The following is a 24,593-nucleotide window of genomic DNA, read 5'->3' as shown; positions in this document are numbered from 1 at the left end:
AACATTTTGCCTTGCTTACCCCTACAGATATATTTACCATAGGCTCTAAAAAAGAGTTCGAAAAAACTACCCTTAAAGTTTTTAGGCATCAATACGATAATAATACCGTGTATCGCAATTTTTGCGTCTTATTAGGCAAGGATAAGCAAAATGTAAAAGTGGTTAAAGACATTCCGTTTTTGCCCATACAGTTTTTTAAAAGCCACGAGGTAGTAAGCAACCCAGACCCTGCACAGGTAATTTTTACCAGCAGTGGCACCACAGGCATGGTTACCAGTCGCCACTTGGTAACTGACACCAATTATTACGATCAAAGCTTTCGTTTGGCCTTCTCGCAATTTTATGGCAATATAGAAGATTATGCCGTTCTGGCACTCCTGCCCTCTTATTTAGAGCGCGAAGGATCGTCGTTAATCTATATGGTAGACGATTTAATACAGCGCTCTAACAACCCCGATAGCGGCTTTTACCTTAGCAATTACGATGAGCTTATTACAAAACTGGTAGCCTTAGATAATGCCGGCCAAAATGTATTGCTTATTGGCGTTACCTACGCACTGCTCGACCTTGTAGAAAAACAGGGCTTTACATTAAAGAATACCATTATTATGGAAACCGGTGGTATGAAGGGCCGCCGCCGCGAAATGATTCGCGAAGAGCTGCACGAAGTACTGTGCAATGGCTTTGGCGTAAGCAAAATACATTCGGAATATGGAATGACGGAACTGTTATCGCAGGCTTATTCTTTAGGCGATGGCATTTTTGAGTGCCCACCCTGGATGGACATCTTAATCCGCGATACCGAGGATGCACTAACGTATATAGATTATGGCAAAACCGGCGGTATTAATGTTATCGACCTTGCCAATATAAATTCGTGTTCGTTTATTGCCACCCAAGACCTCGGTAAAAAATACACCAACCAAAGTTTTGAGGTGCTGGGCCGCTTTGATAATTCAGATATCCGTGGCTGTAACCTAATGGTGCTGTAAGTAAAACTTCTTAAACACAAAAAGAGCTAACACATTTCAAAAAGAAATAGCGTTAGTTCCTTACATTATTTATAGCAACTTAGTTTTTAAGGATAAGATAGTAATCCCACTCGGCAGGGTTACCCATACCTACACTTGGCGTATATAAAAAAACACGCACTTTTGCAGTAGGGTTAGACTGCCTGTATTCCTTTACAACCTGCAAATTATCTACAGCTTCCCACAAAGGCTGGTAGCTCATGTTTTCAGGATACGCATCCTCATTATAATTAACCTGCTCAAAAGTATCATTAGCAGGCAGTGCAACATTAGTGTTTGTAGTCGCAAATGCAGATATCGCATCTATAGCCTCCGGAAACTCTCTTTCGCCTTTGCCATCCCAAACAATAGTGCCGGCAAAAAGCGGCTGGTTAACCTCCTCATAATTCAGGGTAATATCGCCAAAATCGCCCGGCGATGTATAATCATACGTCAGGGTAAAATCTTCCGCTTCAGGAAAAATAAGCTCCTTTCCACCCTCAAACGCACCCGTTAGGTAATCTACCTGTAGCAGTACTACTTTGTTTTGTGCACTATCTTTAATTGTAGTAGCATCATCGCCAGAGCAGGCTATTGCCAGCACACCCAGGCTTAAAAATAAAAATGTCTTTTTCATGGTGATTGGTTTGTAGTAAGACGCTAAATAAATAAAAAGGTTGCGTACAACTATATGATTTTCTTACGTATAGCCAATAATACATCTTAAAAAAGTTAAAGTTTTCGCGTCCACGCAACGCAAGCGGTAGTGTGTGCATCTTATAGCTGTATTAAACACAAACAGCTATGAAAATTAATTTCTTTTCCAAATTACTACTGTGCACAGGCGCAGCGTTACTGTTATCATCCTGCGATATTGATGATGATAACAACAATTATTACAACCCTATAGACCAGACTATTGCGCGAGGCGTTATTGCCAACGTTAGCCCAAACAGCGGCGACCTTTATTTTTATGCCGATGCCAACCTGGTAAACAATTCGCCTCTTGGCTATAACGCCGCCGAAGGCTACTATGGCTTTTATACCGGAAACCGCGTACTAAGCGTTAAAAACACGGCCGGAAACATTGTGGCAAGCGACACCATTAGCCTTGCAGCAGGCCAGTATTTTAGCGCCTTTGCCGTAAACACCTTCGATAATATAGAGTTGGTAACGTATACCGATTCTTTAGATTATCCTGCAGCAAACCGCACACGTGTTAGGTTTATTAACTTATCTCCAGATGCCGGCGGCATAACCATTACGGCACCCAACCTTACTTTTGCTACCGATCTTGGTTTTAAAGAATCTACAAGTTTTGATGAGGTTGAAAGCGGCAACTACACTATTACTTTTACCAGTACTGCTACCGGAGAAGTATTGTTTACAACTACCGCTACCGAGCTGAATAACGGTGGCAATTACACCATTTACACCAAAGGTTTTGTTACACCACCTGCGGGTAGTAACGACACGTTTAGCAGCGAAAAACTGCGGAATTATTAATTTGTGATTCTACTTTAAACAAAGAGCGACGCATAATACATGCGTCGCTCTTCTTATTTATACTAATTAGCGAATTGATACATTAAAAACCGTGTAATTATTACATTGATGTAATAGCCTCAGCGGCTATAAAGCCACCTGTCCAGGCATTCTGAAAGTTAAAGCCCCCGGTAATGGCGTCTATATTTAAAACCTCTCCTGCAAAGTACAGGTTCTCTACCCTGCGGCTTTCCATGGTTTTAAAATTTACCTCTTTAAGCTCTACGCCACCTGCGGTTACAAATTCTTCTTTAAAAGTACTTTTACCGTTTACCTGATACTCGCCATTTACCAACTGATTGGCCAGTGCCTGTAACTGGTTACGGGTCAGGTCGGCCCACTTGGTATCGGGCAGTATACCTGCCGCGTTAACCAGGCTTTCCCACAAACGGTTAGGAAAATCAAAAGGCGATTTTTTACCCACCGATTTTTTAGCATGCTCCTGCTTTATTTCTTTCAGCAAAACATCGCACTCGTCTAAATCTACATCGTTAAGCCAGTTTACCTGAAGCGCAAACTGGTAGCTTTTATCAAACAATTCACGCGCTCCCCAGGCCGATAAACGCAAAATACCCGGCCCGCTCATGCCCCAATGGGTTATAAGCAACGGGCCTGATGCTTCCAGCTTAGATTTCTTAACCTTTACGGTTGCCAGTGCCGATACACCCATTAAATCTTTAATGCGCGGATCTTTTATATTAAAGGTAAATAACGATGGTACGGGCGGAACAATGGTGTGCCCCAGCTCCTGCAGCATTTCCCACATTTTAGGGTTGCTGCCTGTGGCCATTACCAGTTTATCGGCCAAAAAAGTATCGTTCAGGGTGGTAATCTTCCAATGCGTATCGGCCCTGTAAATAGCCTGTATGCTCTCGCCGGTTAGTATTTGTATGCCATGTTTTTTTGTTGCCGATAAAAAACAATCTATTATGGTTTGCGAACTATCGGTAACAGGAAACATACGCCCGTCTTCCTCAATTTTAAACTCCACACCGCGCTTTTCAAACCATTCTATAGTATCGCCACTACAAAAGCGGTTAAAGGGCCCTCGCAGCTCTTTTTCGCCACGGGGATAAAACTTAACCAGGTCGTCTGGCACAAAACAGGCATGGGTAACATTGCACCTGCCCCCGCCCGAAACCCGCACTTTACTAAGTACCTCTTTGCCGCGCTCTAAAATGGCTATTTTAAGAATTGGGTTGGCATCGGCAATATTAATGGCGGTAAAAAATCCGGCAGCACCGCCACCGGCTATTATAACATCGTAACTTTTACTCATAATCGTTCAGGGTAGTCAGATATTATGCCATCTACACCATAGGCTTTTATACGTTCTATATCTTCGGGTTCGTTTATGGTCCAGGTATACACCTTAAGGCCGGCCTGCTGCGCTTTGTGCACATTACTTTCTGTAAGCAGTGTAAAATGCGGGTGAATGGCCTTTGCCTTAAACTCTACCGCCCACTGCCATGCCTGGGTAACACTGGCCTGCGTTAATACCCCTATCGGAATTTTATTATTGATCTCGCTCATTACCTGCAACTCCTCACGCTGAAAACTCGATGCTATAAAATCGTTATACGCATAACCTTTATCGGCTACATAACGATCTATAAACTCGCTTACCGGTTTGGCTGTGTGGCGGCCTTTCATTTCTATATTTACAAAACATTGTTTGCCAACCCGGTCAAAAACCTCATCGAGTGTGGGTATACTATGCTCGCCATCTATGGTTAGGGCTTTAAGCTGATCTAATGACATTTTATGCACCTCGCCACTACCGTTGGTAACGCGATCTACCGTAAAATCATGAATAACCACTAACTCTCCGGTAGCGCATACATGCACATCCAGCTCTATGCCATTGGCACCAAGCTCTAAGGATTTGGCGAAGGAGGCCAGCGTATTTTCGGGCAAATGGCCTTTGGCGCCACGGTGCCCTATTTTTAGGAATGCTGCCATAGTTTTATTTTTTGTAAAGATAGTTGTTAGGTACGAATTTATAAGAAGCTAATGCAATAGCAACTATTTAATTTGGTGGAATTAGTGAAATTTGTGGCTGAAAAACCAAAAAGCGCAAACCTTTACAGTTTGCGCTTTTATTATTAAAAATAAAATAACCCCCTAATTTTTAACCACCCTGATGGTTTGTGTGGCATTCGCCGAAGTTAACCTCGCAAAATACATACCTGCCGAAAGGCCAGTTGCATTTACAGTTGCTGTGGTAGCATTAATCGCCGTAGTATAAACTACTTTACCGGTAACATCTATAACTTGTATGCTATTTATAATATTATTGCCGGCATTAAATGTCCAGGCTGTAGCCGATGGATTTGGATATACCGAAATACTGCCTGCATTTATTGATGCAACTGCTGCGATGTTAGGCGTTGCAAAGCCATACTCACCTGTTGTTCTGGTAAAAAACACATCCCATGCACCTGCTGTAACCGGAATATTTGGGGCATCTACTGCTGTAGAACCTGTTCCTGAAGGAAAATCAAGGCTACCCCAACCCGGTGCCCATTCGTGGTTAAGCCTGAATTTTACTTCGCCACCCGGAAATGTAAAGTTGCTCAGCATGTAATTAACGCCATCTGTAGTGGTAAGATTGGTATCGGTATTCCAGTCAACAATGCCATCGCCAATAAGGCTTATGGTAACATAGTTAAAACTGTAAGCCTTGGTATCTTTATTAAACGTTATGTTATAGCTGTTTGCTAAAGCCGGTATGGAAGTACCCGATACCGCTGTACCCGTTGGGAAAGCACTGCTACCCCAGCCAACAGCCGCATCGTTAATCATAAACGCTACGTTGCCCGCAGGCAGTGCAACATTGTCTGCCGTATACGTGATGCCATCGGCAGTAAGTAAAGCAACATCTACACCTGTACCTACAAGCGATATGTCATCAAAACCAACATTAATAAAGCTGTACTGTAAGGTAGTAAGATTAAAGGTAACATTATACGTACCGTTTACTATGGGTATGTTAGCCCCGCCCGGAGAAGCCGTACCGGCCGGAAAACCCGTACCGCCCCAATTGTTTGTCCAAACATCATCCTGCCTGAATTTTACACCTGCATCTACCTCCTCGCCTTCGGCAGGGTTTTCTAATACCACATTGTTTAATGTGTACGTAACACCATCGGTTGTTACCATGTCGGTATCGCTACCCCAATCGGTACTGGTAGAACCTCCAATTAGCCCAATGTTAGCATTCTGGGCTGTCATCATTGCTGTGCCCGCCAGGAACACTGTGCAATACATAAGTAGTTTTTTGATCATAAAAAATAGAATTAAAAAATTAAGAAAACGTTATAGTAAATTGGTTAAAAAAAGGGCTACGGACATAATTTGCCCATAGCCCTGTAAATTATTTAGTAAGTATCCAGTACTGCCAAGGTTTGGCATCAAATTTCTGGCCTTGTTTAATAGTAACTTTTTCGCCTGTCATATAATTGGTAAAATCACCTTCAGCCTCAACGGTAAAACTTATCGAAGCTTTAGTAAGGTTGGCTATAAAATACACTTTGCTGTTGCCTTTACTTCTCTCAAAAGCAAGCACATTAGCATCATTAGATGTTTTAAGCCTTGTGTATGCAGCCGGGTTTTTACCGCCATTTAGAGCTTCGTTCGTATTTTTAAGTTCGCCCAGTTTCTCATAAATAGCAAACATGTGCCCTTTTTTCTTGTCGATAGGGTCCTGCTCAAAAAATTTAAGGCGTTTTTTATTATCATATTCCTGTCCGGTATAAATAAGCGGCATACCCGGCATGGTGTAGGTAAGCGCAGCAAAAGTCTCGGCGGCATCGCCCATTCGTTCATACTCGCTGCCGTTCCAGGCATTTTCGTCATGGCTGCTGGTAAGGTTCATCATAATATCATCTTTCTCATATTTTTGAGCAAGATGCACCATAAGTTTATCCCAGTCGGCTACCGTTTTGGTGCCTTTGGCAATATCATTCATAACATGATGCGCCTCAAAACCATAGCCCATATCAAACTGGCCTTTAAGCAAATAGTCTTTTTCTGACTCCATTAGCATAAACAGTGGCTTACGTTTTTCAAGTTTCGGGATGGCGTAGTTCCAGAAATCGGTAGGTACGTTATCGGCCACATCGCAACGGAAACCGTCAATGTTTTCCTCCACCCAATACATCATGGCATTGGTCATGGGGTCGTACACCTTTTTGTTCGCATAATCAAGGTGTGCCACATCGGTCCAGCCCCACGGTTCACCTGTTTCCGGATTTAGCGGATCGGTTACTTCGCCTTTTTTGTTCTTTTCGTAATATTCAGGGTGCTCTGTAATCCATTTATGGTCCCAACCGGTGTGGTTAGCCACCCAGTCCAGAATTACATACATACCATTATCGTGCGCGGTTTGTACCAGTTTCCTGAAATCTTCTATAGTACCCAGGTCAGGGTTAACGGCAGTATAATCGGTAATGGCATACCAGCTGCCCAGGTATTTTTTCTTCTCGTTCGGGTCGGTAATATCCTCAATAGATTTATCGGCTGTAGCCTTACGGCGTTTCATAGAAATAGGATATATAGGCATAACCCACAGCACCTTTACCCCCAGCTTTTTAAGTTCAGGAATATCTTTTGTAAAGGCATTAAAAGTGCCTTCCGCCGAATAGTTACGAATGTTAGCCTCGTAAATAACGCTGTTTTCTGTCATGGCATCGCTAACCGGCGGCAGCGTTGCTTTTCCCTGTGGCATTTGCAAAGGCGTTGTCTTTTCGTCTTTACAGCTTGTAGCTATAAAAGCCAGTGCCATAAGGGTTATAATCGATTTTTTCATGCTATAATAGTTTGGTTGTAGCAAATTAATTTAGTTCGAGCACCAATACCGATTTTGGCTCCATAGTAACCTCTGCACTAACATCTACCGTTTTGCCGGTAAGCACATCTTTACCACTTTTATGAGTTTTGATGCTCTCGGTAAAACGGGCGGTTTTAAATGTTTTGGCTTCGGCACTGTTGTTTATGGCAACCATAACGGTTTCCTTATCGTTATGCCTAAAGTATACGTACACATTATTATCGGGCAGGTATTGTGTAGTTTTACCGGTGTGGATAACCTCTTTGTTTTTTCTCCAGGTAAAAAGTTTGGAAGTGAAATCAAAGTACTGCTGCTGTTGGGCATTGCGCCCTGCTTTTGTAAAGGCATTGTTGGCATCGCCAGCCCAGCCGCCGGGAAAATCATGACGGATATCTCCATCGCCTTTGCCTTTATCGCCGGCCATGCCAATTTCGCTGCCATAATACAATTGCGGAATACCCCTTACCGTGGCTAAAAGCGCCATAGCCATCTGGTATTTTTTAAAATCGTTCTTATAGATCTCGTTAAAGCGGCCGGTATCGTGGTTTTCGGCAAAAATAAGCAGGTTGTTTACATTAGGGTACAAAAAGTCGTTTACGTAGTTGTTGTACATCCTGAACATACCTTTATCCCAGCCTGCATCATCTTCGTTAAAGGCACCTGCAAGGGCATCCATACCAGTAAAATCCATAACGGTAGGCAAGTGCGAGTTATAGCTTTGTATAGCACCTATCTTGCTGTCTTTTTGCCAGTAGGCCATTTGCGCCTGGTCGTTCATCCAGACTTCACCTGCTATATTAAAATAAGGGTATTCATCGGTAATGGCTTTTGTCCATTTAGAAATGCCTTCTTTATCGTTATACGAATACGTATCTACACGGAAACCATCTAATTCAGCATACTCTATCCACCATATTGCATTTTGCGTAAGGTAGTTTAATACTAATGGATTGCTCTGGTTAAGATCGGGCATTGAAGGCACAAACCAACCGTCTACACACTGCCTTTTATCTACAGCCGAAGCATTGCTATCAAACTGTGTGGCCATGCGGTAGTTGGACTGCGAGTAGCCGGGAAACTGGTGTACCCAGTCGTATGTTGGTAAATCTTTATACATCCAGTGCTCTGCGCCCCAGTGGTTGGTAACGTAGTCTAACACCAGCTTCATGCCCTTCTTTTTTACTTCTGCCGAAAGGCGCAGGTAATCTTCGTTAGTGCCGTAGCGCGGGTCTATTTTGTATACATCGCTCTGACCGTAACCGTGGTACGATCCGCGGGCATCGTTATCTTCGCAAAGGGGTGTAACCCAAACTGCGGTAGCACCAAGCTCTTTTATATAATCAAGGTTTTTTATGATACCCTCTATATCGCCACCGTGGCGGCCATTGGGGTTATCTCTTTTTACCTTTTCTGTAGTTGATTTTTCTGAATCGTTAGCAGGATTGCCGTTCGCAAAACGATCAGGCATGATAAGGTACATCATATCAGACGAATCGTAGCTTGCGCGCTGCGCCGAATTGGCTTTTCTTGCTTTAAGCGAATATTTTTGTGTAAAGGCAACCTTGTTTTTATTTTTAAATGAAAACGTAAGTTCTGATGCCGGCACATTTTTAGTATCTATAGTTACAAAAACGTAGTTGGGATTTTCTGTCTTTACTACATTTTTTATAACCACGTTATTAGAAACAGTGGTGGTGTACTGCGCTATGTTTTTGCCATAAAACAGTATTTGAAGTTCGGGGTTGTGCATGCCGGCGTACCAAAACGGCGGCTCTACCCTGTCTGCCTGGGCAAAAGTAAAACTGCAGCTAAAAAGCAGTATGTAAAGTAATTTTTTCATTGTTGTTGTTTTGGCCTCACCCCCAGCCCCTCTCCAAAAGAGAGGGGAGCGAGAGCAATGCAGTTTATGCTCCTGCAAGGTTTTAAAAACCTTGTAAGTATATATTTTTATTAAACCTGCAAGGCCTTAAAGACCTTGCAGGTTATCAAATTAATTAAACCGTTACCAGCGTATTAGGCTGTACGGCAACTTCTTTTCCGTTTACTACAACGGTAAGCTCTCTATCGCCTTCCAGCGTAAAACGGGTTTCGCCCGGATAAACCGATACTTTTAGTACCTGGTTGCGGAAGTTGATGTTAAACGAGTAGCCTTTCCACTGTTCCGGTATTCTTGGTTCAAAGTGCAGCGTATCATTTTTAACGCGCATGCCGCCAAAACCTTCTACAATACTCATCCAGGTACCGGCCATACTGGTAATGTGCAGGCCTTCTTCCACTTCTTTATTGTAATCATCAAGGTCAAGGCGCGATGTACGTAAGTAGAACGTATATGCCTGCTCCATCCTGCCCAGGCCTGCTGCCTGTATAGAGTGTACGCATGGCGATAAGCTCGACTCATGCACCGTTAACGGCTCGTAAAATTCAAAGTGCTTTTCAAGCTGGTCTTTGGTAAAATGGTCTTCAAAAAAGTAGAAGCCCTGTAATACATCGGCCTGTTTAATGTACGGCGAACGCAGTATCCTGTCCCAGCTCCATTTTTGGTTAATAGGGCGCTGCGAACGGTCTAACTGGCTTACCGGCACTAACTCTTTATCTAAAAAGCCGTCTTGCTGAAGGTATACCCCATGCTCTTCTGAGAACGGAAAATACATATCATCAGCTACTTTCTTCCATTGCCTTATCTCATCAGCATTTAAGTTAGCCAATGCCATAATACGGTCGAAATCGGCTGCATATTCGTCTTTAACCTTAGTAATCTGGTCTACCGTATAATCGATACACCACTTAGCAATGTAGTTAGTATAAAAGTTATTGTTTACGTTATTTTCGTATTCGTTAGGGCCGGTTACACCAAGAATCATGTACTTGTTTTTAGCCGACGAGAACGTAGCCCTCTGGTGCCAGAAACGGGCAATACCAATAAGTACTTCCAGTCCTTTTTCAGGAATGTAGCTGTAATCTCCTGTAAAGCGGTAGTAATTGTAAACAGCAAAGGCAATAGCCCCGTTACGGTGAATTTCTTCAAACGTAATTTCCCACTCGTTATGGCACTCTTCGCCGTTCATGGTAACCATTGGGTACAGTGCCGCACCATTATTAAAGCCCAGTTTGGCAGCATTTTCTATTGCCTTGCCCAATTGGTTGTGGCGGTACGTTAACAGGTTACGCGCCACCTGCTGGTCTTTGGTAGCCATGTAAAACGGAATGCAATACGCCTCGGTATCCCAATAGGTACTGCCGCCGTATTTTTCTCCGGTAAAGCCTTTAGGGCCTATGTTTAGCCTTGGGTCTTTACCCAAGTACGTTTGGTTTAACTGGAAAATATTAAAACGGATACCCTGCTGCGCTTTTACATCGCCCTCTATGGTAATATCGGCCATTTCCCAAATAGATGCCCATGCCTGTTTTTGCTCTTCTAACAAAGCATCATATCCTTTGGCTTTCGCCGAAGTGATTACATTTTTAGCCGCATCTATAAGCGCTTCGTTATCATGGTTAAGCGATACTGTGTAGCCCCCAAACTTAACAATGGCAGCGGTTTCGCCCATATTAGCCTCTACCGTGTAGCTAAACTGTACTTTATCTTTAGATGTTTCTACATTGGTGGGTAGCACCTGCAAATCGTTACCATTCAGCAAAATGCTGTTATGCATGTAGGTAGCCGCATTAAAATGCGTTTTAAAAGTGCGTGCTGTTACAAAGCCTTCGTTAGCATTGTGCTTAACGTCTAACGGTTCCCAAAAGGTTTCTTCCCAGTTGGCATCCATGTTTTTAACGCCTGCATCTACATACGGTTTGTAGGTAATTTGTGCTGCGCGGTTTATTGGGGTAACCTCATATTTAATAACGCCAAGCTCATCATTGTTAACAGACAAAAATCTTGTTACGTTAACCTTAATTTCGGCACCACTTGGCAGTACAGCTTCAAAAGAGCGATTGTACCAGCCTTCTTTCATGTTAAGCTCGCGCCTAAAGTTTACTACCTCGCTGCATTTGGCAAGGTCCAGGCTTTCGCCGTTAATTTCTATATCTATCCCAATCCAGCTGGGTGCGTTTAATACTTTTGCAAAATACTCCGGGTAGCCGTTTTTCCACCAGCCCACCTTTGTTTTGTCGGGGTAATAAATACCCGCTATGTAACTGCCCTGAAAGGTATGGCCAGAGTAGCTTTCCTCAAAATTGGCACGCTGCCCCATGGCACCGTTACCTATGCTGAACAGGCTCTCGGACGATTTTACCCTCTCGGCATCAAATCCTTCTTCTATTATACTCCAATTATCCGGTACTATATAATCCTGGTTCATTGTATTAATTAACTAAAGTTTGTAAAAAATCAGTACTAATTTCTGTAAAGTCGTTAACGTTGTGTTGGGCTTCGTTAAGTATAGCCTTGTCTCCAATGCCTATGCTTACCATACCCGCAATGTTAGCGGCCTGTATGCCTGCAACCGAATCTTCGAATACTACAGCGCCTTCGGCAGGCATACCTACCAGTTGTGCTGCTTTTAAAAATACTTCGGGGTCCGGTTTGGCGTTGGTAACATCGTTACCGTCTACAATAGCATCAAAAAAGTGCAGTATGCCTACTTTTTCTAAAATTGGCCTGGCATTTTTACTTGCCGATCCTAATGCTATTGGCTGATTGTTTTGCCTTAAAAATTCCAGCACCGGCACTACGCCCACTAAAATTTCATCGGCTTTCATGTTTACTATGTAGTTAAGATAATCTTCGTTCTTTTCTACCAGCCATTTGTCTTTATCTTCCTGAGATGCTTCTACGTTGCCAAGCCCCAGTATAATATCTAACGATCGTATGCGGCTAACGCCTTTTAGCAGTTCGTTATGTTCATGCGTAAAATCGATACCTAACCTGCCGGCTATTTTTTGCCAGGCCAGGTAGTGGTATTTTGCAGTATCTACAATTACCCCATCGAGGTCGAATATAAATGCTCTCTGACTCATTATTTTGATTGATTGATGTTGATGTTTGCTTTATCGTTAACCATTAGGGCCATAAAGCCGGCCACCACCATAGACACGCCACCTATTAAAAGGGCATATATGGGTTCGTTATGAAAGAAGAAAGAAACCAGGAAGCCTAGTATTGAGGCTGCCAGCAATTGCGGTATTACCACAAAAAAGTTAAACACCCCCATGTAATATCCCATTTTTGAGGCAGGCAATGCGCCCGAGAGCATGGCAAACGGAATGGAAAGTATACTGGCCCAGGCTATGCCCACACCCAGCATAGAAATGTCGTACATGTAAAACGTGAAGTTAAAATACGAGTCGGCCGACCCTATCCTAAAGATAACATCGTTAAACGTACCGGCATTTCCTAAAAAGTAAATGGATGCCAGCCCGAGCCCACCTGCGGTAAGTGCTAAAAAGTGGGTAAACTTGCGGCTTGTTCTTTTTGCTATAAGCGGCAGTAAAAAGGCTGCAATGGCGCCAACAAGATTGTAGTTGGCAAACATTTCGTTAACTACATTGGCCCCTGTATTGTAGGCTACAGATGTAGTATCGGTGGTTTTAAAAATATGTTCGGTAACGGCACCGGTAGTGTAAATCCACATAGAAAAAAGCGCGAACCACGTAAAAAACTGCACTATGGCAAGTTGTTTCATTACCGTTGGCATAAACTGGAAATCGTTCATAATGGTTACAAAACCATTGTGGTAATTGCCTGCTTTTTGAAAAAGTCCCGATATAATAAGTGCTGCACCACCAAGCCCAATAAGGCCAAGCGATAGTACGTAAAGATCTTTTTTAAGATCGTAAGCATATACAAAGTACGAAAACAGTAAACCGAGGGCGAGAGTTAGCAAACCTATTAGCAAATGGCGCTTGCCGTTTGCGGTAAACCAAGATGCGGGGCGTTCTTCTGTATGGTATTCATCGGCTTCAGCCTTTTCAAAAGCTTCCAGTTCTGCCGGGCTGTATTCTTTGGTTGTAAAAATGGTTACCAGTACCGATATGATAAAAGCAGCACCACCAATGTAAAAAGAATATTTAACTGAGTCCGGTATTTGCCCTGCCGGGGCCACATTACTTACATTGTAATACGTAAGTATGTTGGGCAGCTTGCTTGCCACATAGGCACCAAGGCCTATAAAAAAGCTTTGCATGGCAAAACCGGTGGTACGTTGTTTTTCGGACAGTACATCGCCTACAAAAGCCCTAAAGGGCTCCATAGTTATGTTTATAGAGGCATCGAGCATCCATAAAATACCGGCCGCAAACCACAGTACCGGAGAGTTTGGCATAATGAAAAGCGCGACTGATGCCAATAAGGCACCTGCAAGAAAGTAGGGTTTCCTGCGGCCCAGCCTGGTCCATGTCCTGTCGCTAAAGTAACCGATGATGGGTTGTACAATTAACCCGGTGAGCGGGGCTGCTACCCAAAGTGCCGGAATATCATCTATCTCGGCGCCCAACGTTTGAAAAATCCTGCTAACGTTGGCATTTTGGAGTGCAAAGCCCATTTGTATCCCTAAGAAACCGAAACTCATGTTCCAGATTTCCCAGAAACCTAATTTACGCTTTTCCATTATCGTAATTTAATGATTATTAAAACGATAAGCGCGTATGGCTTATCAAAACTATAATTGGTTGAAGTGAAATTATAAGCTTTGATAGTTAAGGCAAATATACTTATTTTTTGATGTGAAAAACTTTTTAGGATAAAAAAATTCCGGCACTGAGGCCGGAATATCATTTTTAACGTTATGGTAACTAATAGTTTACAGCAAACTACAACGTTGACGTAGATTCGCGTTCTACCAAATGTGTTTCTATAAGTTCTGTAGTGTATTGTTCGTTTTCTTCTTCCAGTTCCAGCCTGTCGATAAGCATTTGTGCGGCACGGCCACCCATTTTTATACCATTCTGGCTAACAGTGGTTATGCTCGGGCTCGAAAATTGCGATATAATGCCATCGGTAAACCCAATTACAGACAGATCTTCCGGCACACGGATGCCCATTTTGGTAGCCAGCTTAATACTGGTAACCGCAAAAAGCTCGTTTACGGCAAAAATAGCGTCAGGTTTCTTTTCTAATAGCAGCTTCTCAATTTTAGAGGCACAATTCTCTATATCTTCAATTTTAACTATCATATCGTCCTCTACAGGCAGGTCGTGGTCGCGCAGGGCATTAACATAGCCATCGGTACGCAGCTTGCCCACGCTAACATAGTCTACCGTGGTAACCAGTGCCACGTTTTTAAACTGTTTGGCAATTAAAAAGTCAACCGCCTCGTAGGCAGCGCGCTGGTCGTCTATAATAACCTTATCGCAAAGCACATCGTTAGTAATACGGTCAAACATTACAACGGGCATACCCTGGTTTATAACCTCTTCTATATGATGGAAATCCTTTTTTTGCTGGGTTTCTTTAGACAGCGACATAATAAAACCATCGGTACTGCCGGTGGCCAGCATCTCCATATTTATTACCTCTTTATCAAAACTTTCGTTGCTAAGGCACACAATTACGTTGTAGCCATTTTCGTTAGCTACCTGCTCTATTCCGCTAATAACGGTGGCAAAAAAATGGTGTACAATTTCGGGTATGATTATACCAATTGTTTTGGTTTTTTTATTCTTAAGGCTCAGGGCAATATTGTTGGGCCTGTAGTTGTATAATTTCGCAAAAGCCTGTACCTTTAGTTTAGTGTCTTCGCTTATCTCCGGGCTGTTTCTCAATGACTTAGAAACTGTAGATATAGACACGTCCAGTTCTCTGGCAATTTGCTTTAAAGTGACCTTTCTTTTCATTTTGGGATAGAAAATTATTGAATTACAAATAAAGGTAAATAAAATTTCGAATATTTCTGTTTTAAGAGCCATAAACTTAAAAGTTTTCAACACGACAACGTTTGCGTTACCCTCATTTCACGAAAACGTTTTTTTGTATACTCTTTTTAGATAATTTTAATCTCTGAAGTGAATTTATAAGCATTAAAACCCAAATTTTAACCTAAACAACTTGTATGAAAACTATGTATCAAAAGTTACTACTTTTATTACTTATGCTTCCGGTAAGTGTACTCGCTCAGAGCACATTAACAGGAACCGTTCGTGATAATACAACCGGGGAACCCATTCCCGGGGTTAATGTAATTGTGCAGGGCACACAAAACGGCACCGCGACCGATTTGGATGGTAAGTATACACTTACAAATGTTGCTAACCCAAGCAGCATTGAGTTTAGCTATTTAGGCTTTGCAAACCAGGTATTAAACTATACCGGGCAAGCCTCTTTAGACGTAACTCTAAAAGAAGATGCCACACAATTACAGGAAGTAGTAGTTATAGGGTATGGAACAACAACTAAAAAAGACGCTACAGGCGCCCTAACCAATGTTACTGCAGAGCAGTTTCAAAAAGGACCAATTGTAGGTGCAGAGCAGCTACTACAGGGTCGCGTTGCCGGTTTACAGGTAACTAACGGCGGTGGAGAGCCGGGCGGCGGGTCTTTAGTAAGAATAAGGAGCGGGGCATCTTTAAATGCTAACAGCGATCCTTTATATGTTATTGACGGCGTACCTGTAGAGGTAGGCGGTGGTGGCGCAATTGGTGGCAGGAATGCCCTTGCTGCTATAAACCAGAACGATATTGCCAGCATGACGGTTTTAAAAGATGCCGCTGCTACAGCAATATACGGTTCCCGTGCCTCTAATGGTGTAATTATAATTACAACTAAAAAAGGTAAAAGCGGCGAAATGCAGGTAACCTACAACGGTAACTTTCAGGTTAGCGAAGTAGTTAAAACTGTAGATGCCCTTACAGCCGATGAATATCGCACTTTTGTAAACACCTACGGTAGCGATACCCAAAAAGGTTTACTTGGCACTGCAAATACCGACTGGCAAAAACAAATATACAGAACTGCCTTTGGTACAGACCACAATATAGCTTTATCTGGAGGTTCTGAAAATATTACGTACAGAACATCTGTGGGATATACAGATATGAGCGGCCTTTTAGATAAAGATAACTTTAAGCGTACTACTATTGGTGCTAACCTTAGCGGTAACTTTTGGGATAATCACCTTAAAATAGACGTTAACAGTAAATCGTCTATGATGCATAACAATTATAGCGATAAAGGTGCTATTGGATCTGCTGTAGCTTTTGACCCTACACAGCCGGTGCGCCAGGAAAATGCATGGGGCAACTACTTTCAGTGGACTAATGCTACCGGAGATGGATATGATGTTAATGCGAGTAGAAACCCGGTATCTATAATAGAGCAGAAGCATAATTTTGGTAACTCTTTCAGGAGTATTGGTAACGCACAGTTTGAATACAAAGTACATTCTTTAGAAGACCTTAAACTTATTGCTAACTTTGGTTACGATTATTCTTCTGGCCGTACGTATGGTGGTGTAGACCAGGATTATGTAGTACCTGCCGAGGCTGGTAGCACGTATGAAAATACACAAACCAACAAAAATAAAGTTATGGATTTGTACTTTAACTACAATAAGTATTTAGAGTCTATAAAATCTACCTTAGATGTTACAGGTGGTTATAACTATCAGGATTTTAGATACGAAAATGGTGGTTCTAATTATAGCTATGCAAACAATATTACCAACCAGAATATTTCAACGGCAGAGCGCTTAAACCTGCAATCATTTTTTGGAAGGGCAACCTTTACAATTGCAGATAAGTACATACTTAACGCCTCTTTTAGGACAGACGGATCGTCTCGTTTTACAGAAGATAACCGTTGGGGTTATTTTCCGGCAGCAGCAGTTGCATGGAAAATAAACGAAGAAGATTTTTTAAAAGACAGCAAAGTTGTTAACGACTTAAAACTACGCGCCAGTTGGGGTATTACAGGCCAGCAAGATACAGGTGTAAGATATCCTGCCGTACCATTGTACCAGCAATCTACAACTACTGCATTGTACCAAATTGGTTATGATGCATCCGGCAACCCAATTTACTCTACAACATTCAGGCCACTGGCTTATAATGAAGACCTTAAATGGGAAGAAACAAAAACCTTAAACTTTGGTGTAGACTTTGGCTTATTTAACAACCGTATTACCGGTGCTGTAGAATACTATACCCGTAAAACTAACGACCTTATTGTATATGCACAAAACCCACAAGGTGTTAACTTTAGTAATGGTGCATTTTACAACATTGGCGATATGGATAACAAAGGTTTAGAGCTAAGTGTAGATGTATACCCAGTAAAAACAGACAACCTTACGTGGAGGGTTGGTGGTAACATGACTTTCCAAAACTCAGAAATTACTAAACTTAGCAATCAGGATACACCGGGCTTTCCAGGATATAACGTAGGCACAATTACCGGTGGTACAGGTACATCTGTACAAAACAACCAGGTAGGCTATGCTCCTAACTCTTATTTTGTATTTGAGCAGGCTTATGATGCCAGCGGCAAACCGTTAGATGGCGTTTATGTAGACAGAAACAATGATGGCATTATAAACTCTGAAGACAAATACCACTTCAGGAAACCATCTGCCGATGTATTTTATGGCTTTAATACCGATGTGTCTTACAAAAACTGGTGGTTATCTATGAGTTTTAGGGGCAGCTGGGGTAATTACAACTACAACAACGTGTTTTCTAACATAGGCAACCAGGCTGTAGCATTACCAACAAACGGTAATTACCTAAATAACGTACATTCAGATGTGCTTAATACCAATTTTGCAAATCCAAGATACGAGTCTGACTACTACGTACAAAATGCATCATTTTTAAGAATGGACAACGTAACCCTTGGTTACACGTTTAAAAATGTATTTTCTGAAGGCAGTACTATGAGGATTACAGGTGCTGTACAAAACGTATTTATTGTAACAGATTACGATGGTATAGACCCTGAAATTTCGGGTGGTGTAGATAATAACCTTTACCCAAGGCCAAGAACGTATACGTTAGGCCTTAATGTAAACTTCTAAAAAATAAAATTGAAATGAAAAATATAAACTTAAAATTAGCCGCTGCGATATTTTGCTTATCGCTTTCGCTAACTTCTTGTACCGACGATCTGGACCAAAGCGATCCTTCCAGCGCTGCCAACCCATCGGTAGACCAATTATATAGTGATCCTGCCGCTTACAAGCAAACACTTGCTAAATTGTATGCAGGCCTTGCTACTACGGGCCAAAATGGGCCTGCGGGTTCTCCGGATATATCGGGTATAGACGAAGGCGCCAGCCAGTATATAAGGGGTATGTGGTTAATGAACGAATTAACTACAGATGAGGCTGTAATTGGCTGGAATGATAATACTATTAAAGATTTTCATTACCAAACGTGGTCTTCAAGCGATTTGTTTATCAATGCAACATTTAGCCGCCTTGATTTCCAGATAAAAAACTGTAACGAGTACCTGCGCCAAACTTCTGACGAAAAATTAGACAGCCGTGGTGTATCCGGAGAACTGAGAACAGAAATTGCTACTTACAGAGCCGAAGCGCGTTTTTTACGTGCACTTAGCTACTGGCATTTTCTTGACCTTTTTGGAGGCAGGGTTGGTATAGTAACCGAGAACGACCCTACTACCTACTTTTTACCTAAGCAGGCTACTGCACAGGAGCTTTATGATTTTATAAATACAGAGCTTACCGAGGTAGAAGGCCTTCTTAAAGATGCAAGGACTAACGAATATCCGCGTGCAGATAAAGCTGCTGCATGGATGCTTCATTCTAAATTATACATGAATGCACAGGTATATATTGGTACAAGCCACTATGCCGATGCTATGCCACTATTAACCAACATTATTAATAGCGGTTATACTTTAAATACAAGTTACGATCAGTTATTCTATGCCGATAACGACAGGAATGGCGCTCAAAACGAGATTATTTTTGCTGTAGCTTTTGATGGACTTAATACTAAAACCTATGGTGGTACTACATTTTTAGTACACGCCCCTGTAGGTGGAAGTATGGTTCCGGCAGAATTTGGTATTAATGGTGGCTGGGGCGGTATACGCACAACATCTGCCTTTGTAGATAAATTTAGTAACAGCTCTGGCGATTTGAGGTCTAATTTCCATACCGCAGGGCAGTCTCTTGCCATTGCAGATATTAGCGATTTTACACAGGGCTATGCTGTAGAAAAGTTTAGGAATATAGATGTTAACGGTAACCCGGGATCTGATTCTGCCGGAGATTACGCCGATACTGATTTCCCGATGTTCAGGCTTGCAGACACCTACTTAATGTATGCAGAGTGCGCCTTAAGGACAGGACAAAATGTAGGACAGGGCCTAAGCTATGTAAACCTTGTTAGAACAAGGGCTTATGGCAACGCATCGGGCACGGTAGGTTCTATCAACCTTCAGTTTATATTAGACGAAAGGGCAAGAGAACTTTACTTTGAAGGCCACAGAAGGACCGACCTTGTGCGATTTGGCAAATTTACCGGAGGCACCTATGTATGGCCATTTAAAGGCAATACACCGGCCGGAAGCCCAACGCCAAGCTTCAGGAATATTTTCCCTATCCCTGCCAATGCATTATCTGCAAACCCAACTTTAACCCAAAACCCAGGATACTAACACCAAACAATATCTTAAAAAAAATGAAGACACTTAGAAACTCAATAATAGCGATGCTTGCACTGTTTGCAGTATCTTGTAGTACAGACGATGTAGAAGACAGGCCGGTTGTAGCAGGCGTAGACGCTCCTGTATTAACTGCCCCCGAAGAAGGTAATGCTTATACTTTATTACCTGACAATATGGATGTTTTAGCAGAGAGGTTTATATGGACCCCGGCTAATTTTGGAGAAGGCATTATTGTTAGCTACGATATAGAAATAGATGCCGCAGGCGATGAGTTTGATACTCCGGCTGTAATTGGCTCTACCACAGGCGCAACACAATTTGCAGCTTCGGCAGGTGTAATAAACAATGCATTATTGGCTACCGGTGCAGCACCGTTTGTAACGGCTAACTTTGAGGTAAGGGTAAAAGCTTACGTAGGCAGCAATGTACTATACAGCGAGCCGGTTGAAATGATCGTTACTCCTTACACTACAGAAACTCCAAGGCTTTGGATGGTTGGTGGTTTCCAGGCTGCAAGCGGCTACGGTGCTAATTTTGATTATGCTACTGCACCTCAGCTTAAAGCTGTAGAATATGGCGACACTAACTTTGAAGGTTACGTTTACATTGCCGAAGATATTACATCGGCAGATAACGGATTTAAATTCTCTACTGTAGCTAACGAAAATGGCGTTAATTATGGTATGGGAAGCACAGCTGGCACAATAGCCGAAGGTGGTGCTAACATTACCGCTACTGCTGGTTACTACCTTGTAAAAGTTAATACAGACTCTGGTATACTTTCTTACAGCCTTACTCCTGCAAACTGGGGCGTTGTAGGCTTTGCAACAACTGGCAGCGATGCCGGTTGGAACAACAGTACCGATATGACGTACAACCCTACTACTAAAGTTTGGGAAATTACAATGCAACTGTCTGCCGGCGAATTTAAATTCAGGGCTAACAATGCATGGGATATTAACTATGGCGATACAGGTGCCGATGGCGTGCTTGAATCTGGCGGAGACAACATTGTTGCTACTGCCGGTATGTACAAAATTACATTAGACCTTAGCAACCCAAGAGAATATACTTACACTCTTACAGCTCAGTAAAAATTATGTAAAGGCTGCCTGTAACGGGCAGCCTTTTTTATATAAAAATTTTATGAAAAAAATTACGCTACTACTTTTTCTACTTACAAGCTTAGTAAGCTTTGGGCAAATTACTACGAGCCCGTCTCCGGCAATAGCCACAGGGGCTGTAACGCTAAACTTTGATAAAGCCGGCACTCCGCTTGCGGCTTATACCGGCACCATTTATGCCCACATAGGGCTTACCGTAGATGGCACGCAATGGCAATATGTACAAGGCGAATGGGGTAACAATACCACACAGCCGGCCCTTACATTAGTATCGGGCACTACGTATAAATTAGACCTTACACCCAACTTGTACACTTACTTTGGTGTACCCACTACAAGCACTATTACACAAATATGTGTGGTACTGCGTGGCGATACGGGTTCGCCCCAAACTACCGATACTTTTTTAAATGTAGGTGCTTTTCAGGTTAACCTTACTGCTCCGGCAGCAGGCAGTACTACGATACTATCGTCGGGCAGCAGCTTTACCATTAGTGCCAGTAATACAGATGGTAACGCAAGTTACAACCTAAAAGCTAACGGTGTAAGTATTAACACCAACGCAGCAACAGCAAACTACAGCTACACTCAGACAAATATTACCACCAATCAAAATTATGAGCTGGTAGTAACACAGGGCACTAATGTAATTACAAAAAACTTTACAGTTATTGTAAATCCTAATACAGTTACTGCGGCATTACCCGCAGGGGCTGTAGATGGTATTACTTATAATGATGCCGATGCTACTAAAGCTACTCTGGTACTTAACGCCCCGGGCAAAGACTTTGTATATGTTGCTGGCAGCTTTAACAACTGGCAGCCATCATCGGCGTATGCCATGAAAAAAGATGCTGCTACAGGCAAATTCTGGTTAGAGCTTACAGGCTTAACAAGCGGCGTGCCGGTTACCTTTCAGTATTGGGTGGTAGACCAGACCCCGGTTGCCAACTCTCCGGTGCTTGTAAAAACCGCCGACCCATTCTCTACACTTGTACTGTCTCCTTATGATGATCCGTACATAACCACTTACCCTAACATGCCAGTTTACCCGGAAGGGCAGCAGTTTGAGGTATCGGTACTGCAAACGGGCCAACAGGCGTACGATTGGCAGGCTACCGATTTTGTTCGCCCTGCTAAAGAAGACCTTGTTATTTACGAGCTTTTAATCCGCGATTTCGATACCAACCAAACCTGGGATGGGCTTGCTGCTAAAATAGATTATTTTAAAGCCATGCACATTAACGCAATTGAGTTAATGCCCGTTATGGAGTTTGAAGGTAACATATCGTGGGGTTACAATACGGCCTACCACATGGCTTTAGATAAAGCGTATGGTAACGCCAACAGCATGAAGGCTTTTATAGACCTGTGCCACCAAAATGGCATTGCCGTTATATTAGACCTTGCGCTTAACCACGTATATGGCCGCTCTCCGCTTGCCCGTATGTGGGTTAACGACCCCGATGGCGATGGCTTTGGCATTACAACAGCCGAAAACCCGTATTGCAACATAGAGGCTAAACACGCGTACAGTGTGGGCACCGATTTAAATCACCAGTCGGCTTTAACGCAGTATTATACCGAAAGGACGATTGAACATTGGATGGACGAGTTTAACATAGATGGTTTCCGTTGGGACCTAACCAAAGGCTTTACGCAAAACTGTGCCCCATCGCCAGGCGATTGTACAGAAGCGTATCAGGCCGATAGGGTAGCCATCTTAAAACAATATGCCGATTACCAGTGGTCTATAGACCCTGATTTTTACGTAATATTCGAGCACCTTGGCAGTGGTGGCACAGCTCCTAACACTTCGGGTGCCGAAGAGGTAGAATGGGCCAATTACCGTGCCGACGAAGGCAAAGGGATAATGCTATGGGGCAACTACAATTATTTCTTTAACGAGTTTTCTATGGGATATAGCAATACCGGTTTTAACGCCATAGATTTTGAAGTTAAAGGTTTTTCTAAACCAAGGGTGGTAGGCTATGCCGAAAGCCATGACGAAGAAAGGCTTATGTACAAAAACGCCCTTTACGGCGCCGTTAACGGATCGTATAGTGTAAAAAACCTTGCTACCGCGTTAGAGCGCCAAAAAGCAATTGGCGCTATGCTGCTAACCGTACCGGGCCCTAAAATGATATGGCAGTTTGCAGAACTGGGTTACGATTTTGGTATTAACTATTGCGAAGACGGCACTTATAATAACGATTGCCGTACCAACCCAAAACCAATTCCTGGGGTTATAGGCTATAATTCAGACCCGCAAAGATTAGCGGTACGCGATGTTTGGGGCAAGATTACCAACCTTAGAACAAGCAACCCGGTTTTTCATACCACCACATTTACCGTGGCAACAGCCAACACCCTTACGCCAAGAATAGATGTATGGAACGATGCCCTTAGTGCCGATGTACTTAACAAAGTAATTGTACTGGCCAACTTTAATACCAGCGCACAAACGGTTAACACCGGCTTTACCGCAGGCGACTGGTACAACCTTATGGACGATAATACTACTATAAGCGGCACCACAACTACTGTTACATTGCAGCCTGGCGAATTCAGAATTTTTGGAAACAAGCCGGCAGTGCTGGGCAACGAGGCATTTATTGCCCCAAAAGCTGCCTTATACCCTAACCCGGCCAACAACCAGTTTAGCATAAGCGTTGATGCTCAAAAAGTAGAAGTTTATGCTATTACAGGCCAGCTGGTTAAAGCGTATGGTGCAAACACACAAGGCTACGCTTACGATGTTAGCGGTTTACCACAAGGCATGTATCTTGTAAAAATTACCGATGCCGCTAATCGCCAAAGCGCTATAAAACTTATAAAAGAATAATTTTGAGTTAGTTAGTTAAATAGTTTAGTTTTTTAAAAGGCCTCCCTAACAAAGGAGGCCTTTGTTATTTATATCATAAAGGTTTAGCGTTTTTTGTGGTATTGGTGTAAATTTAAATACATCTTAAAATTACTACATCATGAAAAAAATAGTACTTGTTACCGTTATGGCTTTTTTATTGGCAATGTGCAAAAGCGCAAGTGTAGACAATGTTGCCGATGTGCACCATAAAGACGATTTTGAGGGCGTATCTGCAAACGAGAAAAAAGCATTGCTTAAAGAGCTGAAAGCTACCGACAGGCGTTACTCTGTTTTAATATTTACAGAAAACTACGGTGGCGAAAAAATAATTGCCAGCACTGCCGGTAAACGTATGTATGCCGATTATGTAACCTCTAACCCAACAACGGGTGTAGCAGCTACCGCACGTATAGAAAACAACGCCAACACAAGGGTGTATGACAACTTTAATAAAAAAGAAATAGTTATACACGAGGCCGAAGCCAAAAAGCACAAGTTTATTTACCTTAAAAAGAATTTGGAAGGCGATACACCTTACACTATTACGTACAGCAACACACTTAGGCCGCTGGAATAATGTTTAACCTATACTTTTGCCGCCATGTAGCTTTAAAATGCTTACAGGGCGGCAAAATCATTTACAATACGC

17 protein-coding genes are annotated in these 24,593 nt (G+C 42.6%); 7 read left to right on the top strand and 10 right to left on the bottom strand.

Features of this window, described 5'->3' with window-relative positions; genetic code table 11:
* Window positions 1-11 precede the first annotated feature (11 nt).
* On the top strand, window positions 12-992 hold the full coding sequence (locus G509_RS0108730; RefSeq protein WP_026991176.1) for a LuxE/PaaK family acyltransferase: 981 nt from the start codon (window positions 12-14) through the stop codon (window positions 990-992).
* A gap of 79 nt (window positions 993-1,071) precedes the next feature.
* Here the strand turns inward: G509_RS0108730 and G509_RS0108725 are convergent, their stop codons facing one another.
* Window positions 1,072-1,647, bottom strand: a complete 576-nt coding sequence (locus G509_RS0108725) for a hypothetical protein (protein ID WP_026991175.1) — start codon at window positions 1,645-1,647, stop codon at window positions 1,072-1,074.
* A gap of 167 nt (window positions 1,648-1,814) precedes the next feature.
* Between G509_RS0108725 and G509_RS0108720 the strand changes: the two genes are divergently transcribed.
* A complete protein-coding gene (locus G509_RS0108720; RefSeq protein WP_026991174.1) occupies window positions 1,815-2,516 on the top strand; it encodes a DUF4397 domain-containing protein in 702 nt (233 codons plus the stop codon).
* Window positions 2,517-2,616: 100 nt separating this feature from the next.
* On the opposite strand, the gene G509_RS0108715 is transcribed toward G509_RS0108720, so the two are convergent.
* From G509_RS0108715 to G509_RS0108675, 9 genes are all read right to left on the bottom strand, one after another.
* A complete protein-coding gene (locus tag G509_RS0108715) occupies window positions 2,617-3,834 on the bottom strand; it encodes a BaiN/RdsA family NAD(P)/FAD-dependent oxidoreductase (RefSeq protein WP_026991173.1) in 1,218 nt (405 codons plus the stop codon).
* On the bottom strand, window positions 3,831-4,517 hold the full coding sequence (locus G509_RS0108710) for a glycerophosphodiester phosphodiesterase (RefSeq protein ID WP_026991172.1): 687 nt from the start codon (window positions 4,515-4,517) through the stop codon (window positions 3,831-3,833). Before G509_RS0108710 ends, G509_RS0108715 begins: the two co-directional genes overlap by 4 nt.
* A 162-nt stretch (window positions 4,518-4,679) precedes the next feature.
* On the bottom strand, window positions 4,680-5,843 hold the full coding sequence (locus G509_RS0108705) for a T9SS type A sorting domain-containing protein (RefSeq protein ID WP_081663276.1): 1,164 nt from the start codon (window positions 5,841-5,843) through the stop codon (window positions 4,680-4,682).
* A gap of 88 nt (window positions 5,844-5,931) precedes the next feature.
* Window positions 5,932-7,365 carry an alpha-amylase family glycosyl hydrolase gene (locus G509_RS0108700; protein WP_026991170.1) on the bottom strand — a complete coding sequence of 478 codons (1,434 nt, stop codon included), beginning with the start codon at window positions 7,363-7,365 and terminating at the stop codon, window positions 5,932-5,934.
* A 25-nt stretch (window positions 7,366-7,390) separates the two neighbouring features.
* Window positions 7,391-9,226: a glycoside hydrolase family 13 protein gene (locus G509_RS0108695; RefSeq protein ID WP_026991169.1), complete on the bottom strand. Its 1,836-nt coding sequence runs from the start codon at window positions 9,224-9,226 to the stop codon at window positions 7,391-7,393.
* Window positions 9,227-9,380: 154 nt separating this feature from the next.
* Window positions 9,381-11,690, bottom strand: coding sequence for a glycoside hydrolase family 65 protein (locus G509_RS0108690; protein WP_026991168.1), 2,310 nt, complete (start codon window positions 11,688-11,690; stop codon window positions 9,381-9,383).
* A 4-nt stretch (window positions 11,691-11,694) separates the two neighbouring features.
* Complete coding sequence (pgmB, locus tag G509_RS0108685; RefSeq protein ID WP_026991167.1) at window positions 11,695-12,348, bottom strand: beta-phosphoglucomutase; 654 nt, start codon at window positions 12,346-12,348, stop codon at window positions 11,695-11,697.
* Window positions 12,348-13,937: an MFS transporter gene (locus tag G509_RS0108680; RefSeq protein WP_026991166.1), complete on the bottom strand. Its 1,590-nt coding sequence runs from the start codon at window positions 13,935-13,937 to the stop codon at window positions 12,348-12,350. The genes pgmB and G509_RS0108680 overlap by 1 nt, the downstream gene beginning before the upstream one ends.
* 202 nt (window positions 13,938-14,139) lie before the next feature.
* Window positions 14,140-15,162: a LacI family DNA-binding transcriptional regulator gene (locus G509_RS0108675; protein ID WP_026991165.1), complete on the bottom strand. Its 1,023-nt coding sequence runs from the start codon at window positions 15,160-15,162 to the stop codon at window positions 14,140-14,142.
* Between the two features lie 215 nt (window positions 15,163-15,377).
* On the opposite strand from G509_RS0108675, the gene G509_RS0108670 reads away from it, so the two are divergent.
* From G509_RS0108670 to G509_RS0108650, 5 genes are all read left to right on the top strand, one after another.
* Window positions 15,378-18,335: a SusC/RagA family TonB-linked outer membrane protein gene (locus G509_RS0108670; RefSeq protein WP_026991164.1), complete on the top strand. Its 2,958-nt coding sequence runs from the start codon at window positions 15,378-15,380 to the stop codon at window positions 18,333-18,335.
* Window positions 18,336-18,349: 14 nt separating this feature from the next.
* Window positions 18,350-19,945, top strand: coding sequence for a RagB/SusD family nutrient uptake outer membrane protein (locus G509_RS0108665; RefSeq protein ID WP_026991163.1), 1,596 nt, complete (start codon window positions 18,350-18,352; stop codon window positions 19,943-19,945).
* Between the two features lie 23 nt (window positions 19,946-19,968).
* Window positions 19,969-21,048 carry a SusE domain-containing protein gene (locus G509_RS0108660; RefSeq protein WP_081663275.1) on the top strand — a complete coding sequence of 360 codons (1,080 nt, stop codon included), beginning with the start codon at window positions 19,969-19,971 and terminating at the stop codon, window positions 21,046-21,048.
* A 52-nt stretch (window positions 21,049-21,100) separates the two neighbouring features.
* Window positions 21,101-23,923 (top strand): alpha-amylase family glycosyl hydrolase, encoded by a 2,823-nt coding sequence (locus tag G509_RS0108655; RefSeq protein WP_026991161.1) that lies wholly within the window; start codon window positions 21,101-21,103, stop codon window positions 23,921-23,923.
* Between the two features lie 139 nt (window positions 23,924-24,062).
* The gene (locus tag G509_RS0108650; protein ID WP_026991160.1) at window positions 24,063-24,521 is read left to right on the top strand and encodes a hypothetical protein; all 459 of its coding nucleotides are present in this window, start codon (window positions 24,063-24,065) and stop codon (window positions 24,519-24,521) included.
* Window positions 24,522-24,593: the final 72 nt, after the last annotated feature.

Source organism: Flavobacterium subsaxonicum WB 4.1-42 = DSM 21790 (assembly GCF_000422725.1).
In the GTDB taxonomy this organism is placed as follows: Bacteria; Bacteroidota; Bacteroidia; order Flavobacteriales; family Flavobacteriaceae; genus Flavobacterium; species Flavobacterium subsaxonicum.
The sequence above is the reverse complement of the archived record's forward strand: the minus strand, read 5'-3'. Positions and strand labels throughout refer to the sequence as shown.

Coding starts and splice junctions, on each gene's coding strand:
- G509_RS0108690 (WP_026991168.1), bottom strand. CDS start 11,690: ATGAACCAGGATTATATAGTACCGGATAATTGGAGTATAATAGAAGAA.
- G509_RS0108665 (WP_026991163.1), top strand. CDS start 18,350: ATGAAAAATATAAACTTAAAATTAGCCGCTGCGATATTTTGCTTATCG.
- G509_RS0108695 (WP_026991169.1), bottom strand. CDS start 9,226: ATGAAAAAATTACTTTACATACTGCTTTTTAGCTGCAGTTTTACTTTT.
- G509_RS0108650 (WP_026991160.1), top strand. CDS start 24,063: ATGAAAAAAATAGTACTTGTTACCGTTATGGCTTTTTTATTGGCAATG.
- G509_RS0108660 (WP_081663275.1), top strand. CDS start 19,969: ATGAAGACACTTAGAAACTCAATAATAGCGATGCTTGCACTGTTTGCA.
- G509_RS0108680 (WP_026991166.1), bottom strand. CDS start 13,937: ATGGAAAAGCGTAAATTAGGTTTCTGGGAAATCTGGAACATGAGTTTC.
- G509_RS0108715 (WP_026991173.1), bottom strand. CDS start 3,834: ATGAGTAAAAGTTACGATGTTATAATAGCCGGTGGCGGTGCTGCCGGA.
- G509_RS0108655 (WP_026991161.1), top strand. CDS start 21,101: ATGAAAAAAATTACGCTACTACTTTTTCTACTTACAAGCTTAGTAAGC.
- G509_RS0108670 (WP_026991164.1), top strand. CDS start 15,378: ATGAAAACTATGTATCAAAAGTTACTACTTTTATTACTTATGCTTCCG.
- G509_RS0108700 (WP_026991170.1), bottom strand. CDS start 7,365: ATGAAAAAATCGATTATAACCCTTATGGCACTGGCTTTTATAGCTACA.
- G509_RS0108705 (WP_081663276.1), bottom strand. CDS start 5,843: ATGATCAAAAAACTACTTATGTATTGCACAGTGTTCCTGGCGGGCACA.
- G509_RS0108710 (WP_026991172.1), bottom strand. CDS start 4,517: ATGGCAGCATTCCTAAAAATAGGGCACCGTGGCGCCAAAGGCCATTTG.
- pgmB (WP_026991167.1), bottom strand. CDS start 12,348: ATGAGTCAGAGAGCATTTATATTCGACCTCGATGGGGTAATTGTAGAT.
- G509_RS0108675 (WP_026991165.1), bottom strand. CDS start 15,162: ATGAAAAGAAAGGTCACTTTAAAGCAAATTGCCAGAGAACTGGACGTG.
- G509_RS0108725 (WP_026991175.1), bottom strand. CDS start 1,647: ATGAAAAAGACATTTTTATTTTTAAGCCTGGGTGTGCTGGCAATAGCC.
- G509_RS0108720 (WP_026991174.1), top strand. CDS start 1,815: ATGAAAATTAATTTCTTTTCCAAATTACTACTGTGCACAGGCGCAGCG.